The following is a 15216-nucleotide window of genomic DNA, read 5'->3' on the forward strand; positions in this document are numbered from 1 at the left end:
AGCTCCTGGGTGCCCTTCGAGGATTCGTACTTCTGAAGTTATTGCTCCCGAATTGCCCAAGGGCTGCCGTATTCGACGAGTTTGTCGAGGAACGGGACGGGGTCGAAGGCCTCCGGGCCGAGGACGCCCTTGCCCGCCCACGTGCCGGCGGCCAGGAGTTCCAGGGCTATGACGGGGTTGACGGCGGTCTGCCAGACGACGGCCTGGGAGGCGTATTCGCGCATGGACCACTCGTTGTCGACCAGGTGGTGCAAGTAGACCTCGCGCGGTTCGCCGGAGGTGCCGAGGCCGCGGACCCACGTGCCGGCGCAGGTGACGCCGGTCATGCGGTCGCCCAGGGTGGCCGGGTCGGGGAGGACCGCCGCCACGACGTCGCGCGGGGAGACCGGGGCGCCGCCGACGCGGACCGGGGTGGTGCGGTCCAGGCCGAGCTTGTGGAGGGTCTTGAGGACGTCGATGAACTCGCGGCCCAGGCCGTACTTGAAGGTGACCTTGCCGGCCTGCACCCAGCGGGGGATGAGCAGGACTTCCTCGTGTTCGACGTGGACGCACTCGACCGGGCCGATGCCGCCGGGGAAGTCGAAGACCTCGGGTTCGCTGAACGGCTCGAGGGTGTACCAGCCGCGGTCGCGTTCGTAGACGACGGGCGGGTTCAGGCACTCCTCGATGGTGGTCCAGATGCTGAACGAAGGGGCGAAGTCGTAGCCGTCGACGACCAGATTCGAGCCGTCGCGGACGCCGATCTCGTCGATCCGGGAGAACAGGTGATCGGCGGCATACCGGGCGAAGATGTCCGACAGACCGGGCTCGACGCCGATGCCGACGAGAGCGAGCCGGCCGGCCTCCTCCCACTGCGGGGCCTCGGCGAACTGCTCGTCGCCGAGTTTGACGCCGGTGGCGGCGTGGCTGAGTGACATCGCCATGTCGAGGTAGTCGGCGCCGGCCTCGAGGGCGCCGCGGAAGACCGGCATGACGAACCGCGGATCCACAGCGTTGAGTACGTGGGTGATGCCGTGCGCGCGGCACAGGGCGGCCACCGCGGCGGGATCGGAGGCGTCGACCCGCTCGGCCACGAAACGGTCATCGGCGGATGCGGCGGAGGCGGCGCGGTCGAGGGAGTAGTCGGCGACGACGAACAGGTCGTAGAAGGAGCGGCGGGCGGCGATGCGGGCGGCGGCCGCGCCGACACCCCCGGCGCCGATGGTCAGGATGCGCATGAAGAACCCTCCCGATCACTGAAACCGTGTCGACAGAGCCTCTTCGCGCCGGAAAAGCTTGTCAAGAGCGATCAACTCTGCGATAAACGCAGGTATGCCGAACGCCGAGCCCATCCGGGCGATTGCCCCGGCCGCCAGCGGCGGGAAGAATCGCGGCGTGACGGCGGACGTGGCACTTGACGAGATCAACAAGCAGATCATCGAGCACCTTCAGCGCGACGGGCGGATGTCGTACGCGACGCTGGCCAAGACCATCGGGCTTTCCGAGGCGGCCGTACGCCAGCGCGTGCAGCGCCTGCTCGACGGCGGCCTGATGCAGATCGTGGCGGTGACCGACCCGCTGACGCTCGGCTTCGCCCGGCAGGCGATGGTCGGGCTGAAGGTCAACGGCGATCTGCGCGCGATCGCCGACGAGATCGCCGCCATCCCCGAGGTCGACTACGTGGTGATCTGCGCGGGCGGCTTCGACCTGCTGGTCGAGCTGGTCTGCACCGACGACGAGCACCTGCTCGACCTGCTCAACGAGAAGGTCCGCACGATCAAGGGCGTCGCCGTCTGCGAGACGTTCATGTACCTGAAACTGGCCAAACAGACCTACGCCTGGGGAACTCGATGACGCCGTCCTTCTGGTTGTCCACTCTCGGCCCGATCACCGAGCGCCCCGCCTTGCCGGGCGACCGGTCGGCCGATGTGGCGATCGTGGGCGGCGGCTACACCGGCCTGTGGACGGCCTACTACCTGTCCCAGGCCGCCCCGGAGCTGTCCATCGTGGTGCTGGAGTCGCGCTATTGCGGCTTCGGCGCCTCCGGGCGCAACGGCGGCTGGGCGTCCGGCCTGTTCCCGGTGTCGGAGGCGAAGCTGGCCCGCCGGCACGGGGCCGCTCAGGCGGCGGCGATGCATTCTGCATTGGCGGGGGCGGTGGACGAGGTGGGCCGGGCCGCCGAAGCCGAGGGCATCGACTGCCACTTCGCCAAGGGCGGGACCATTTCCCTCGTACGATCCCCCGCCCAGTTCCGCCGCGCCCGCAACGCCCCCGGCTTCCTGGGCGCCGCCGAGGCCCGCGCGATCTGCGGCGCCACGGACGTGCTGGGCGGCGTCTACAGCCCCGACTGCGCCGCCCTGCACCCGGCCCGGCTGGTGCGTGGCCTGGCCGAGGCGGTCGAGCGGCGCGGCGTCAAGATCTTCGAAGGCACGAGGGTACGGGGCATAGCCCGCGGCCGCGTCGTGACCGACCACGGCGTCGTCACCGCCGGGACGGTCGTGCGGGCCCTGGAGGGCTACACGGCCCAGCTCGACGGCTACCGGCGCGCGCTGGCGCCCGTATACAGCCTGATGATCGCCACCGAGCCGCTGCCGTCGTCGTTCTGGGACCGGGTGGGCCTGGCCCGCCGCGAGACCTTCACCGACGAACGCCACATGATCATCTACGGTCAGCGGACGGCCGACGACCGCCTCGCCTTCGGCGGCCGCGGCGCCCCGTACCACTTCGGCTCACGGATCGAGCCCGGCTACGACCAGGTCCCGGCCGTCTTCGACGCGCTGCGCGACACCCTCGAGCAGATGTTCGGCGTCCGCCCGGACATCGCCGCCCGCTGGGGCGGCCCGCTCGGCATCCCCCGCGACTGGATGCCCTCGGTGGGCCTGGCCGACGGCATCGCCTGGGCCGGCGGCTACGTCGGCGACGGCGTCGCCGCGGCCAACCTGGCCGGCCGCACCCTGTCCGACCTGATCCGCGGCGCGGAGACCGACCTGACCACGCTGCCCTGGGTGGGCCACCGCTCCCGCCGCTGGGAGCCCGAGCCCCTGCGCTGGCTCGGCATCAACGCGGGCCTGCGAGCCACCAACCTGCGCGACTCCCTGGAGAAGGCCCGTTAGGTTCTGTGGATCGCCGTGGCGGGACCCGCCCGACCGGTATGGACCGGATCACGCCGGGGCAAGCCGCCGACACCCTGTTCGTCGCGGTCCAACCCGGAAGGCGTTGCGGGACAAACACATCACCACGACGATCCCGGAGCCGGGCGATCAGATCACCGCCCGGCTCCGCACAGGCCGCAACGGAGACGGTCGCTGGTACTACTGCGCTAGTCAGCTGTCATGTAAAAGTTCACCAGCGGGAGTCCTGTGAACCCGACTGCCTCATAGAGAGCTCGCGCGGGCGCGTGGCCGGGATCGCCGCCCGTTCCCACGTTGATGAGCTTGAGCCCTTGATCCCGGAGCCGCTGAACGGCGAACTCCAGCAGAGCTCGGCCATGACCACGACGCTGGTGCTCCGGGTGTACCGCGATCATCTCGATCACCCCCAGCGACTGCTCCTTGTCCTGCTGGAGAACCACGAAACCGGCCACAACGCCCTCGGGCGTGGCCCGGACGAACGATTCGGCGTCTTCCGCGAGACAGTTCCTTCGGACGCTGACCGCTTGAGCCATCCGCCACTCCGGACGGTACAGGAGGCCGAAGATCGCGGATCCGAGAACGTTCTCGAACGAGACGAAGACCGGCTCCCAGGCCAGGAGAGACAGCTCGACGACAGCTTCCAGATCAACCGGCGTCAACGGCCGAATCTGGGGCGACGGCTCGGTGGCGCGAGACTGTGCGGGCATGCGAGTGCTCCGTTCCATGACGGCGAAGGCCCATGCGGGACACGTACGGGCCGGGGACGCTGGAAGCGGCGGAGCAAGGCTGGAGGTTGCCCGCCGCTCAGGAGCGGCGGGTTCGCCCAGCTGCGGCGCAGTGACAGATGCAGGTCATGAGACGCACGATAACGTGCGATCAGCGACGTTGTCAGTGGCGTCGGCGGTGGACGGCCACGGCGGCCAGGGCGATCGCGAAAGTGGCGGCGACGACCTCGAGGCCGGTCCAGCCGAACAGGAACTTGGACATGGGCGCGCAGATGTAGAGGCACGCGCAGAGGAAGAAGACGGTGGGGAATCGCCGCGTTCGCGGCGGGGCCAAGTGGGCACTCAGCGCGGGGTCCTCGCTCGCCAAGTGTCGTTCGATGTCATCCAGGGCACGACGGTCATGATCGTCAAGCATCGATGCACCATCCCGATGGACCGCTGGGGGTGAGCGGTCCTACTCTGAGCAAAGCATCGATCCCACGAGGGGGGAACTCCCCATGACGTCCGTCGTGCCGAAGCCGATCGTCACCCGGCCCTACCCGGTGCGGCGCACCTTCCGGGGCTCGGCCCTGGCCCGCACGCTGCGCACGACGGACGCGAAACAGATCGGGATCATGTATCTGGTCACCGCCTTCGCGTTCTTCCTGGTGGGCGGCCTGATGGCGCTCATCATGCGGGCCGAGCTGGCCCGGCCGGGCATGCAGTTGCTCTCCCCGGAGCAGTACAACCAGCTGTTCACGATGCACGGCACCGTCATGCTGCTGTTCTTCGCGACGCCGATCGTGTTCGCGTTCGCCAACTTCGTGGTGCCGATCCAGATCGGCGCCCCCGATGTGGCGTTCCCCCGGCTCAACGCCTTCGCGTACTGGCTGTTCCTGTTCGGGGGCACGCTGACCATCTCGGGCTTCGTCCTGCCGGGCGGCGCGGCCGACTTCGGCTGGTTCGCCTACACGCCGCTCAGCGACTCACTGCACTCGCCCGGCATCGGCGGCAACATGTGGGCGGTCGGGCTCGCGCTCTCCGGCCTGGGCACCATCCTCGGCGGCGTCAACATGATCACTACGATCCTGACCCTGCGCGCGCCCGGCATGACCATGTTCCGGATGCCGATCATGACGTGGAACATCCTGGTCACCAGCCTGCTGGTGATCATGGTCTTCCCGTTCCTGGCCGCCGCGCTGTTCGCGCTCATGGCCGACCGGGTCCTCGGCGCCCACGTCTTCGACATCGAGACCAACGGCCCGATGCTGTGGCAGCACCTGTTCTGGTTCTTCGGCCACCCCGAGGTGTACATCGTGGCGCTGCCGTTCTTCGGCATCATCACCGAGGTCATCCCGGTCTTCAGCCGCAAGCCCGTGTTCGGCTACAAGGGGCTGGTCTCGGCCACCCTGCTGATCGCCGCGCTGTCGATGTCGGTGTGGGCGCACCACATGTTCGTCACCGGCCAGGTCCTGCTGCCGTTCTTCAGCCTGCTGAGCTTCCTCATCGCCGTACCCACGGGAATGAAGTTCTTCGTCTGGATCGGCACGATGTGGCGGGGCCAGATCAGCTTCGAGACGCCGATGATGTTCGCCCTCGGCTTCCTGGTCACGTTCCTGTTCGGTGGCCTGTCCGGCGTGCTGCTGGCGTCACCGCCGATCGACTTCCACGTCTCCGACTCGTACTTCGTGATCGCGCACTTCCACTACGTCCTGTTCGGCACGATCGTGTTCGCCGTCTTCGCCGGCATCTACTTCTGGTTCCCCAAGATGTTCGGGCGGATGCTCGACGACCGCCTCGGCAAGGTCCACTTCTGGCTGACCTTCATCGGCTTCCACAGCACGTTCCTGGTCCAGCACTGGCTGGGCACCGAGGGCATGCCCCGCCGCTACGCCGACTACCTGCCGAGCGACGGGTTCACGTTCCTGAACACGTTCTCCACGATCGGGTCGTTCGTGCTGGGCCTGGCCACCCTGCCGTTCATCTACAACTGCTGGAAGTCCTACAAGGTGGGGCAGCTCGTCACCGTCGACGACCCGTGGGGTCACGGCAACAGCCTCGAGTGGGCCACCTCGTCCCCGCCGCCGCTGCGCAACTTCGACAAGATGCCGCGCATCCGCTCCGAGCGCCCGGCCTTCGACGCCAAGTTCCCCGAGCTCGCGGCGGGCGCCCAGTCGGTGGCCGGCCCGCCCGAGGGCGGCGCCCGCCCGCTGACCGAGGAGTCGTCGGGCGGCGCCCGCTACCAGGAGGACCCCGACGCTTAGAAAAGCGTCGTGGGTACGGGCTCGGGCAGCGCCTGAAGGCCGGGCGTCCGCTGCCGCACCTCGTCGTGGAACCGTCGGGCCAGCGCGGGCGCGTCGACGTTGTCGGGCGTGTGCATGAAGAAGGTCGGCGAGCGGCCCTCCTTCAGCCACCCCGAGACGACCTCCACCCACGGCTGCCAGCCCTCGACCGTACGGGCGGTGTCGTCGCGGCCCAGGTAGCGCACGATCGGCCGCGCGGTCAGCGCCCGCGTCCGGCGCGGCATCCGCGGCTTCTTCGTCCACGCGTCCCGCTCCATGTCACTGGTGGGCGGGCTGGCGAACATCACCGTCGTGTCGAACGGCACCCACTCGGCGCCCGCCCGCTCCAGGACGCTCTCGAGCCCCCGCGGGTCATCGAAGAACCCCCGGTGCCTGACTTCGACCGCGTAGTCGTACGCCGGGGGCAGCCGCCGCAGAAACGCCGCGAGCACGTCGAGGTCGCCGGGCCCGAACGACCCCGGCAGCTGCACCCACAACGCGTGGACCCGCTCCCCGAGCGGCTCGATCGCGTGGAGGAAACGCCGGAGTTCGGGTTCACCCCCGGCCAGCCGGTTCTCATGAGTCACCGGTTTCGGCAGCTTGAGGACGAACCGGAAGTCCGCCGGCGTCTGCCCGGCCCAGCCGGCGACGGTCTCCCGGCTCGGCGTCGCGTAAAAGGTCGTGTTGCCTTCCACCGCGTCACACCATTCGGCGTACGCCTTCAACCGCTCCGGACCCGCCGAGAACTCCCACGCCTTGTGCGTCCACATGGCGCATCCGACATGCAGCCGCGAACCTTGCTTCCCATCCACCGCAGAAACCTATCGCGAACAGCGTGACGACCACGATTCCCTCCTCGGCGACGGTCAACACCGCGACGCCGTACGGCTCGTCGCGGAACCACGTGAGCACGGCCGGCTGGCCGTTCGCCTCGGTCGCCGCCATCCGCCACTCCCCCGGCGCTCCCATCGCCGGCGCAGCGAAGGCCAGGCACGCCTCCCGCCCGGCCGCGTACGAGCCCGGCGAGCCCACCGGATCGATGGCCGCGTCCGCCCGCAGCACCTTTCGGAAAGCGTCGGCGTCGGACGCCTCCCAGGCGGCCATGTAGGCGGCGAGCAGATCCCGGGCGCGCGGCGAGGACGCGTCCAGCAGGTCATCGCGGCCCGGCGCCACCTCGGCCAGCCGGGCCCGGGCCCGCTGCAGGGCGCTCTTCACGGCCGGCACCGTCATCCCCAGCGCCTCGCCGGTCTCGGCCGCCGAGAAGGCCAGCACTTCCCGCAGCAGCAGAACGGCCCGTTGCCGCGGCGGAAGGTGCCGAAGCCCGGCCACGAAAGCGAGCCGCACGCTCTCGCGCGAGGTCACCAGGTCGGCCGGATCGGTCAGGAAAGGCCCGATTTCCGGTACGGGCGGACGCCGCGCCCGGTCCTCGATCACGGTCAGGCACACGTTGGTGGCGATCCGGTACAGCCACGTCCGTACGGACGAACGCCCCTCGAACGCCGCCCAGCCGCGCCACGCCCGTACATAGGTCTCCTGCACCATGTCCTCGGCGTCGTGGAAACCACCGAGCATCCGGTACGCGTGAGCGAGCAACCCCCGGCGTTCGGCTTCGAAGGCCTCGGTCAGAGTCCCAGTCGCGGGCGCACCCATGCTGCCATCCTCCCGATCGCCTCGTCGGCCACCGGCGCGCGCCCGGCGGCCATCTGGAACGTGTGCGGCTGCCCGTCGAAGACGTCCAGCCGAGCGCCAGTCTGCTGGGCCAGGCGCTCGCTGTCACCCCGCCCGCTCTCGTCGCCGCCACACTGCACGTAGACCGGCGGCAGCTTGCTCAGGTCGGCGTGGAAGGCGTTGACCTCGGGCGCCGTGCCGCTCATCCCCGCCGGCAGATACTGCGCGATGAGCCCCCGGACCATCGTGCGGGTGAAGAAAGGATCGGAGTTCCCGTCGTACGAGGTGGCGGTCTGCGCCGGATCCATGTCGACCCACGGTGACATCAGCAGAAGCGCGGCCACACCCGGTTCGCGCCGGGCCACCTGCACCGCCAGGCCGCCGCCGCTGGAGTCCCCGGCCAGCGCGACCGTGTCCGCGTGCCCCGCCGCCCAGCGGTAGGCCGTGACCGCGTCCTCGACCTGGGCCGGAAACCGGTACGCCGGGGCCAGCCGGTAGGTGGCGAGCAGCACCCGCACACCGGCAGCCTTGGCCAGGTGCCCGTACATCTTGCGGTGCGTGTAGAGCGACCCGCCCACGAACCCGCCCCCGTGCAGGGCGACGATCACCCGGTCCTGGTCGGCGCCGTGCGGGCTCAACCACATCGCCGGTACGCCGCCCGCCGACACCTCCGCGTAGTCGAGGCCGCGCGGCTCGGCCGTCACGTCGCCCCACTGGTCGTCCACGCCCATGTCCCCGGCGGCCCAGCGGGCGTACATGTCCTTGATGGCATTCATGTGAGTACCGACCGCGGATCCGCCGCAAAGGAATCGGTCGTGGAAGCTGAGCATATGGAGTGGACGCTCACCTGGGCCGGATCGGTGCCCGGCGGATGGTGGCGACGGCCGCGTCGTCCGCGCGCCGCAGGCGCAACCGGACGTCAGCCTTGGGCGTCACGAAGCATTCGTCCCCGCTCGAGGGCAGACGTCGATAATGATGGCCATGATTCGCTTCTACTTCGTTGATGTGTTCGCGGACCGTCCGCTGACCGGCAACCCGCTGGCGCTGGTTCCCGACGCGGACGACCTCACCGTGCCACAGATGCGGGCCATCGCCCGGGAATTCAACCAGTCCGAGACGACGTTCCTGCTGCGGCCCGGCGAGGACGGCGCCGACTGGCGGCTGCGCTCGTTCACCCCGGCCGGGGCCGAGGTCGACGGCGCCGGGCACAACGCTCTCGGCGCGTGGCTGTGGCTGGCCGGCCAGGGGCTCACCGGCGACCAGCCGGCCGTGACGATGCGCCAGCGGATCGGCGGCGAGGTGCTCGCCGTGGAGATCCTTCGCGAGGCCGCTGGGCGCAATCGCATCGTCATGGATCAGGGCTCCCCTTCGTACGGCAAGGATTTCACCGACACCCCACGGCTGGCCGGCGCACTCGGCCTCGCCAAGGAGCAGGTCTTCCCCGCGCAGGTGGTGTCAACGGGCGTCGGGCACCTGCTTGTCCCGATCGTCTCCCGGGAGGCTGTCGACGCGGCCGTGGCGCACGACCGGGACCTCGCCGCGATCCTGGCCGAGGCGGGTGGCGAGGGCTGCTATCTCTACACCACCGAGGGGGACGACGCCGCCGCGTACACCCGCTTCTTCAACCCCACCGTAGGCATAGCCGAAGACCCGGCGACGGGCACGGCCGCGGGTCCGCTCGCCGCCGCTCTCGTGCGGTCGGGGCACGCGTCGCCCGTCTTCATCGAGCAGGGCCACCACCTGGGGCGGCCCAGCCGCATCCGGGTCGACGTGGACGGCGACCGGGTCCGGCTGTCGGGCTCCGGCCTGATCGTCGCTCAGGGCGAGCTGCGCCTGACCTGAGGATCACCTGCCGCGGCGGTCAACTATCCTCTGCGGTCGACGGTGCCACGGTCGCGGCTTTCCGGCACCGTTCGACCACCGCCTTGCCGCCGCGCTCGGCCGGGGCCGGCTCCGCGCGCAGGCAGGCGGCGAGGTCCCCGCACCAGGCGGTGCCACCGCGATAGGGCAGGACCACGCTGATCAGGCTGCGCGATGCCCCTCGGCTGTGGTGCTGACAGGCGAGCCGGACGGACGTGCCCTCGGCCCGGAAGCCGCGGACCGCGGCCGGATTCACGGTGATGGCCGTGATGGTCTGGTCGTCCACCGCGACGAGGTAGTAAATCGTGACCTCGCCGCCGACCTGCACGGCGATCTCGCGAGGAAGCCCGTACAAGGCGTAGCTCTGTGCTACCTCCCGGAGCTCGCGCATCTGCGCCACGGCGCCGACCGTGACGAGAACAGCGCCGATCAACGCCGCGACGAACCACAAGGGACGGCAGGCCGTGGCCGCCAACACGACGACCGCGAGCAGGAGAAGCTGCACGGTCGCGTAGGTCATCGGTACGAAAGGCCGAAGCAGCGCCCCGAGAACGACGGCCGAGACCGCGACCGCCCGCCGGTGGGTGGGGCCTACGAGACGGGTTCCGGCCAGATAGAGCACGACCCCGATGACCGTCGGCAGGAACGGACACATCTGCGCGAGGAAGAGCTCGACTACACCCGCTCCCCCTCACGCATGGCGCCTCATCCGAACCAGATCCGACCGGTCGCGCACCCCAGGACCAGATCCGACCGGTCGCCGACACGAACGGACAGGCCTGAACGGACGTCATCGTGAGGGCTATTGGCTACGTCGCGCTCGGCCGGGCGATGGCGACGGTGACCGACGCGACGACCGTCTTGGGCACGAGCAGGACGCTGTCCGGGCCGGCGGCGCACAGCGCCGCCGCCTCGGCGACGCTCGGGGTTCCCACGGCCGATGCCACGGTCCAGCTCGGATGGGGTACGGGCCGGCGCGCCAACTCGGCCGCTGGCAGCCCGGCCAGACGCCAGCCGCGGGCGGAAGCCAGGTCTCGTACTGCCGGGTCAGCGGCCCGCCGGTCCACGGTCGCCAGGGTGCCGATGGCGGCGACGGCGAGCCCGGCCGCCGTCAGCACCTCATCGACGGCGGCGCGGAGGGCGGCCGGGCCGGCGCCGCGGCGGGCGCCGAGGCCGAGGACCAGGTCGCCCGGCACGCTAGGTGAGGGAGCCGACGAGGCGTTCGGCGATGCCGCGGTGGCCCGCCCAGTGCAGGTGCAGGTAGGACGCGTGCACCGACGGGGTGGCGAAACCCTCGGGGTCGGCGCCGCGCCACTGCCAGGCCGCGCCGCCGGCCGGGGACAGCAGCAGACCCGAGCGGGGGTGCACGGCCGTACGGTGGAACTCGTGCCCGGTGACTCGGGTCCCGGCCGGGGCGAGCGGGCTGTCGGCCAGCGCCACCGCGTCGCGGTAGCCCAACGTCAGCGACGGCGTCATGGCCGCCTCGGCGTCGATCACCCCGCACATGTCGGCGCCGTCGAGGCTGCGGCACAACCACAGCAGGCCCGCGCATTCGGCCACGATCGAGCCGCCGCCGTCGGCCAGGGCCCGCACTTCGGCGCGCAGCGGTTCGTTGGCCGACAGCTCCGCCGCGTACACCTCGGGGAAGCCGCCCCCGACGACCAGCGCCCGCGTGCCCGCCGGCAGCTTCTCGTCCCGCAGGGGGTCCACCGTCACCACCTCGGCGCCCGCCCCGGCCAGCAGTTCGGCCGTCTCGGCGTACGCGAACGAGAATGCCGGACCACCCGCAAGCGCGACCACCGGACGGCCGGCGGAGGGCGAAGCCGACGCCGGATCCCACGGCCGCACCGCGAGCGGCGGCGCCGAGGCGGCGATCGCCGCCACCTCGTCCAGGTCGACCGAGGCGGCGACCAGCGAGGCGAGCGCGTCGACCGAGGCCCGCGCCTCGGCCCGCCGCTCGGCCGCCGGCACCAGGCCGAGGTGGCGGGACGGCGCGGCGACCGCGTCGGCCCGGCGCAGCGCGCCCAGCACCGGCGTGCCCACCTCTTCGCAGGCCTCACGCAGGATCGACTCGTGCCGGTCGGAGCCGACCCGGTTGAGGATCACCCCGGCCAGCCGTACGGTGCCGAAGCTGCGGAAACCGTGCACGAGCGCGGCGATCGACCGGCCCTGGGCGGCCGCGTCGACGACCAGGATCACGGGCGCCTCGAGCAACTGGGCCACCTGGGCGGTCGAGCCGGTCTCGCCGGCACCGGTCCGCCCGTCGTACAGGCCCATCACGCCCTCGACGACCGCGAGCGACGCGCCCTGGCTGCCGTGCGCGAACAGCGGCCCGATCAGGTCCTCCCCCACCAGCACCGGGTCGAGGTTGCGTCCCGGCCGGCCGGCGGCCAGCGCGTGATAACCGGGGTCGATGTAGTCGGGCCCGACCTTGAACGGCGCCACCGGCACACCGCGCCGCGCGAACGCCGCCAGCAGCCCGGTCGCCACAGTGGTCTTGCCGTGTCCCGAGGCCGGCGCGCCGATGACGACGCGGGGAATGCTCACCATTCGATGCCCTGCTGTCCTTTGCGGCCCGCGTCCATCGGATGCTTGACCTTCGTCATCTCGGTGACCAGGTCGGCCGCGTCCAGCAGCGCCTGCGGCGCGTCCCGCCCGGTGATCACCACGTGCTGGGTGCCGGGCCGCTCGTTCAGGGTCGCCACGACGTCGTCCACGTCGACCCAACCCCACTTCAGCGGGTACGTGAACTCGTCGAGCACATAGAACTTGTGCGTCTCCGCCGCCAGGTCCCGTTTGATCTGCGCCCACCCCTCGGCCGCGTGGTCGCGCTCGGATCCGGCCCGCTGGATCCACGACCACCCTTCACCCATCTTGTGCCAGGTCACGGGCGCCCCGCCGGTGGCGCCGAGCGCCTTGAGCGCGGATTCCTCACCGACCCGCCACTTCTCCGACTTGACGAACTGGAACACCCCCACGGGCCACCCGGCACTCCAGGCCCGAAGCGCCATCCCGAACGCCGCCGTCGACTTGCCTTTGCCGTGCCCCGTGTGCACAGCGAGCACAGCCTGCCGCCGCCGCTGCCGCGTCGTCAGCCCGTCATCGGGCACGCTGGCCACTTTCCCTTGCGGCATCAGACCCCACTTCCTTTCCCGTACGCGTCACTGGCACCGACCGGGCCACGCCCGCAACCCTCCCGCACGACCCGCACGCCAGGCGGGCCGTCCGCTCTCCCGGCCCGCGCACCTTCCGGCTGCCGGCGGCTTCCTCCGGCACGGCCGTCGGCGGCGCGGGCACGCTCGGCGTGACCGGAACCGCCCGGCGTCTCGACAGCTGTCCACCACCCGGTCGCGGCCGGCAAGGTCAAGCTGCCGCGCCCCTCATCTCCAGCGCCTCCAACGGCATGAGGTCGGCGCCGAGCGCCGTGGCCAGCCGCCCGGCCAGGTTGAGCCGGATCGGCCCGGTCTCGCAGTCGACGACCACCGTGGACACGCCGGCCAGCGCGGGCGCGACCGTGACCGGGTCGGGCCCGCTGGTGGCGCGCCCGTCGGTGACGACGATCAGCAGCGGCCGCCGGCGCGGATCGCGGCGGCGCTCGGTGGCGATGGTGGCCGCGGCGGAACGCAGCCCGGCGGCCAGCGGCGTACGTCCCCCGGTCCGCAGACTGGCCAGCCGCATGACGCCGACCTCGTGGCTGGACGTGGGCGGCAGCACCCGCTCGGCCTCGTGCCCCCGGAACGTGATCATCCCGATCCGGTCCCGCCGCTGGTAGGCGTCCCGCAGCAGCGAGAGCACAGCAGTCTTGACAATCGTCATGCGCTTGCGGGCCGCCATCGACCCGGAGGCGTCCACCACGAAGAGCACAAGGTTGGCTTCCCGCCCGACGTGTACCGCCTCGCGCAGATCCCGGGGATGAACCACACTGCCGGTCCGCGCGTCCCGGCCGCGCCGGTGGAGGGCCGCGCGCAGCGTGGCGGGCAGGTGGGGAGCGCCGGCGAGCTTGCCCTGAGGCACCCGCGAGCCGACCACCCGCCCGCGCCGGGCGTAGGCCGGGGAGCGCTTTCCGGCGTGGCCGCCGACGCCGCGCCGGGCGATGCTCAGGTTCCGGGGGCGGTAGGCGGCGCCGGCGGGCGCGGCCGCCGCCGGGGAGGGCTGTTCCTGGCCGCCGGCCGGCGGCTTCGAAGCCTGTTCCTGGCCGGGGCCGTGATCGGCCGGGCTGTCGCCGCCGCCGTTCGGCCGGGGCGCCGGGCCACGGTCGTCGGGACCGGGGCCTCCGCCGCCGGGCCCGCCGCCCGGTGAAGGCGGGTCGTCCTCGGGGTCCGTGTCGTCACCGGAGCCGGTGTCCGTGGCGCCGCCGGGCCGCGGTGGAGCCTCGCGCTCGGCCTCCTGCTGCTGGGCGTCGGCTTCGGCCAGGGCCTCGTCGAGCTTCTCCTCGTCGGTCCCCGGCGGGTCGAGCGGGTCGCGCCGGCGGCGGTGCGGCAGGGCGAGCCGGGCCGCGTCCCGGACGTCGTCGGCGGTGACCACGTCGCGGCCGTGCCAGGCGGCCAGGGCGACCGCGCAGCGGGCCACCACGATGTCGGCGCGCATCCCGTCGACGCCGTAGGCCAGGCAGACCCGGGCGATCCGGTCGAGCTCGTGGTCGGGCAGTGCCACCCGGGGCAGCCGTTCGCGGGCGGCCGCGATCCGGGCCGCCAGCTCCCGCTCGTCGCCGGCGAAGCGGGCCGCGAACGCGTCGGGGCCGGCCTCGTAGGCCAGGCGCCGCCGCACCACCTCGGCCCGGTCGGTGGCGTCGCGGGGCGCCGCCACCGTCACCACCAGGCCGAACCGGTCGACCAGCTGCGGGCGAGGCTCGCCCTCCTCCGGGTTCATGGTGCCGACCAGCAGGAACCGGGCCGCGTGCTTGACCGAGACCCCGTCGCGCTCGACGTGGGCCCGGCCCATCGCCGCCGCGTCGAGCAGCAGGTCGACCAGGTGGTCGGGAAGCAGGTTGACCTCGTCGACGTAGAGGACCCCGCGATGCGCCGCGGCGAGCAGCCCGGGCTCGTACGCCTTGACCCCGTCGGCGAGCGCGCGCTGAATGTCGAGCGTGCCCACGACGCGGTCTTCGGTGGCTCCGACCGGCAGTTCGACCAGCGTCGCCGGCCGGCGGAAGTGGGGGCTGTCCGGCGCGTGCGGCCCGTCGGGGCATGCGGGGTCGGGCGCCGCCGGGTCGCAGGCGAACCGGCAGCCGCGCACGACGGCGACGTCCGGCAGCAGGGCGGCCAGGGCCCGCACGATCGTGCTCTTGGCGGTGCCCTTCTCTCCCCGGACCAGCACCCCGCCGACGGCGGGGGAAACGGCGGTGAGCAGCAGGGCCAGGCGCAGGTCGGCCAGGCCGACAACGGCCGAGAACGGGTACGGCGTCACGCGGATCCCTTCTGTGCGGGTGTCCACGCCCGCACGATGAGTGACACGAGCGGCCGGAGTCTCCTGACTCCCGGATCAGCGCTCCCCGCACGCCTTCCGGCCTGGCCGGCCGTGGCTTCTCGGCGGATCGCTCCCCGGTCACAGTGGCGGGACCGTCCCGGATTTCCACCGGGTTCCTCCGCTACC

The 15216-nt window shown here is 71.8% G+C and carries 15 protein-coding genes and 1 riboswitch; of the genes, 4 read left to right on the top strand and 11 right to left on the bottom strand.

Translation table 11 applies throughout. The features are described 5' to 3' along the window. Positions 1-38: 38 nt before the first annotated feature. The gene (locus AB0C26_RS21425; protein ID WP_360249870.1) at positions 39-1217 is read right to left on the bottom strand and encodes a saccharopine dehydrogenase C-terminal domain-containing protein; all 1179 of its coding nucleotides are present in this window, start codon (positions 1215-1217) and stop codon (positions 39-41) included. 157 nt (positions 1218-1374) lie between these two features. Between AB0C26_RS21425 and AB0C26_RS21430 the strand changes: the two genes are divergently transcribed. Together AB0C26_RS21430 and AB0C26_RS21435 are read left to right on the top strand one after the other, a co-directional pair. Beyond that, complete coding sequence (locus AB0C26_RS21430) at positions 1375-1833, top strand: Lrp/AsnC family transcriptional regulator (protein WP_179855722.1); 459 nt, start codon at positions 1375-1377, stop codon at positions 1831-1833. Then, a complete protein-coding gene (locus AB0C26_RS21435) occupies positions 1830-3092 on the top strand; it encodes an FAD-dependent oxidoreductase (RefSeq protein WP_360249878.1) in 1263 nt (420 codons plus the stop codon). Before AB0C26_RS21430 ends, AB0C26_RS21435 begins: the two co-directional genes overlap by 4 nt. 206 nt (positions 3093-3298) lie before the next feature. Here AB0C26_RS21435 and AB0C26_RS21440 read toward each other — a convergent pair whose 3' ends face one another. Further along, the gene (locus AB0C26_RS21440; protein WP_360249881.1) at positions 3299-3769 is read right to left on the bottom strand and encodes a GNAT family N-acetyltransferase; all 471 of its coding nucleotides are present in this window, start codon (positions 3767-3769) and stop codon (positions 3299-3301) included. Between the two features lie 229 nt (positions 3770-3998). After that, a complete protein-coding gene (locus AB0C26_RS21445) occupies positions 3999-4250 on the bottom strand; it encodes a DUF3040 domain-containing protein (protein WP_360249884.1) in 252 nt (83 codons plus the stop codon). A gap of 82 nt (positions 4251-4332) precedes the next feature. Here AB0C26_RS21445 and ctaD point away from each other — a divergent pair, with 82 nt between their 5' ends. Next, positions 4333-6078: a cytochrome c oxidase subunit I gene (gene ctaD / locus AB0C26_RS21450; protein WP_360249887.1), complete on the top strand. Its 1746-nt coding sequence runs from the start codon at positions 4333-4335 to the stop codon at positions 6076-6078. On the opposite strand, the gene AB0C26_RS21455 is transcribed toward ctaD, so the two are convergent. Genes AB0C26_RS21455 through AB0C26_RS21465 form a run of 3 tightly spaced genes read right to left on the bottom strand, consistent with a single transcriptional unit; the run spans position 6075 to position 8540 of the window. Then, positions 6075-6866, bottom strand: coding sequence for a DUF72 domain-containing protein (locus AB0C26_RS21455; protein ID WP_360249890.1), 792 nt, complete (start codon positions 6864-6866; stop codon positions 6075-6077). The two genes, ctaD and AB0C26_RS21455, sit on opposite strands and share 4 nt — an antisense overlap. Beyond that, complete coding sequence (locus AB0C26_RS21460; protein WP_360249893.1) at positions 6796-7746, bottom strand: sigma-70 family RNA polymerase sigma factor; 951 nt, start codon at positions 7744-7746, stop codon at positions 6796-6798. Before AB0C26_RS21460 ends, AB0C26_RS21455 begins: the two co-directional genes overlap by 71 nt. Further along, entirely contained in the window at positions 7719-8540 is an 822-nt protein-coding gene (locus tag AB0C26_RS21465; RefSeq protein WP_360249896.1) for an alpha/beta hydrolase fold domain-containing protein, read from the bottom strand. Before AB0C26_RS21465 ends, AB0C26_RS21460 begins: the two co-directional genes overlap by 28 nt. 205 nt (positions 8541-8745) lie before the next feature. Here AB0C26_RS21465 and AB0C26_RS21470 point away from each other — a divergent pair, with 205 nt between their 5' ends. Further along, positions 8746-9606: a PhzF family phenazine biosynthesis protein gene (locus AB0C26_RS21470; protein ID WP_360249899.1), complete on the top strand. Its 861-nt coding sequence runs from the start codon at positions 8746-8748 to the stop codon at positions 9604-9606. Between the two features lie 19 nt (positions 9607-9625). Here AB0C26_RS21470 and AB0C26_RS21475 read toward each other — a convergent pair whose 3' ends face one another. The 5 genes from AB0C26_RS21475 to AB0C26_RS21495 all read right to left on the bottom strand — a co-directional run bounded on the left by AB0C26_RS21475 (position 9626) and on the right by AB0C26_RS21495 (position 15057). Further along, positions 9626-10279: a hypothetical protein gene (locus AB0C26_RS21475; protein WP_360249902.1), complete on the bottom strand. Its 654-nt coding sequence runs from the start codon at positions 10277-10279 to the stop codon at positions 9626-9628. Between the two features lie 154 nt (positions 10280-10433). After that, positions 10434-10820, bottom strand: a complete 387-nt coding sequence (locus AB0C26_RS21480) for a cobalamin biosynthesis protein (protein ID WP_360249905.1) — start codon at positions 10818-10820, stop codon at positions 10434-10436. Between the two features lies 1 nt (position 10821). Further along, positions 10822-12174, bottom strand: a complete 1353-nt coding sequence (locus AB0C26_RS21485) for a cobyrinate a,c-diamide synthase (RefSeq protein WP_360249908.1) — start codon at positions 12172-12174, stop codon at positions 10822-10824. Next, the gene (cobO, locus tag AB0C26_RS21490; protein ID WP_360249911.1) at positions 12168-12758 is read right to left on the bottom strand and encodes a cob(I)yrinic acid a,c-diamide adenosyltransferase; all 591 of its coding nucleotides are present in this window, start codon (positions 12756-12758) and stop codon (positions 12168-12170) included. The genes AB0C26_RS21485 and cobO overlap by 7 nt, the downstream gene beginning before the upstream one ends. A 229-nt stretch (positions 12759-12987) precedes the next feature. Next, positions 12988-15057: a VWA domain-containing protein gene (locus AB0C26_RS21495; protein WP_360249914.1), complete on the bottom strand. Its 2070-nt coding sequence runs from the start codon at positions 15055-15057 to the stop codon at positions 12988-12990. 29 nt (positions 15058-15086) lie between these two features. Then, a riboswitch (cobalamin riboswitch) is annotated at positions 15087-15209 on the bottom strand. Positions 15210-15216 lie beyond the last annotated feature (7 nt).

Origin of the sequence: Actinoplanes sp. NPDC048796 (assembly GCF_040650035.1) — a bacterium.
Lineage (GTDB): Bacteria > Actinomycetota > Actinomycetes > Mycobacteriales > Micromonosporaceae > Actinoplanes.

Bases quoted from the DNA above. Each gene is read 5' to 3' on its own strand.
- AB0C26_RS21425 (WP_360249870.1), bottom strand. From the start codon at position 1,217: ATGCGCATCCTGACCATCGGCGCCGGGGGTGTCGGCGCGGCCGCCGCC.
- AB0C26_RS21435 (WP_360249878.1), top strand. From the start codon at position 1,830: ATGACGCCGTCCTTCTGGTTGTCCACTCTCGGCCCGATCACCGAGCGC.
- AB0C26_RS21445 (WP_360249884.1), bottom strand. From the start codon at position 4,250: ATGCTTGACGATCATGACCGTCGTGCCCTGGATGACATCGAACGACAC.
- ctaD (WP_360249887.1), top strand. From the start codon at position 4,333: ATGACGTCCGTCGTGCCGAAGCCGATCGTCACCCGGCCCTACCCGGTG.
- AB0C26_RS21455 (WP_360249890.1), bottom strand. From the start codon at position 6,866: ATGTGGACGCACAAGGCGTGGGAGTTCTCGGCGGGTCCGGAGCGGTTG.
- AB0C26_RS21460 (WP_360249893.1), bottom strand. From the start codon at position 7,746: ATGGGTGCGCCCGCGACTGGGACTCTGACCGAGGCCTTCGAAGCCGAA.
- AB0C26_RS21465 (WP_360249896.1), bottom strand. From the start codon at position 8,540: ATGAATGCCATCAAGGACATGTACGCCCGCTGGGCCGCCGGGGACATG.
- AB0C26_RS21470 (WP_360249899.1), top strand. From the start codon at position 8,746: ATGATTCGCTTCTACTTCGTTGATGTGTTCGCGGACCGTCCGCTGACC.
- AB0C26_RS21475 (WP_360249902.1), bottom strand. From the start codon at position 10,279: ATGTGTCCGTTCCTGCCGACGGTCATCGGGGTCGTGCTCTATCTGGCC.
- AB0C26_RS21485 (WP_360249908.1), bottom strand. From the start codon at position 12,174: ATGGTGAGCATTCCCCGCGTCGTCATCGGCGCGCCGGCCTCGGGACAC.
- cobO (WP_360249911.1), bottom strand. From the start codon at position 12,758: ATGCCGCAAGGGAAAGTGGCCAGCGTGCCCGATGACGGGCTGACGACG.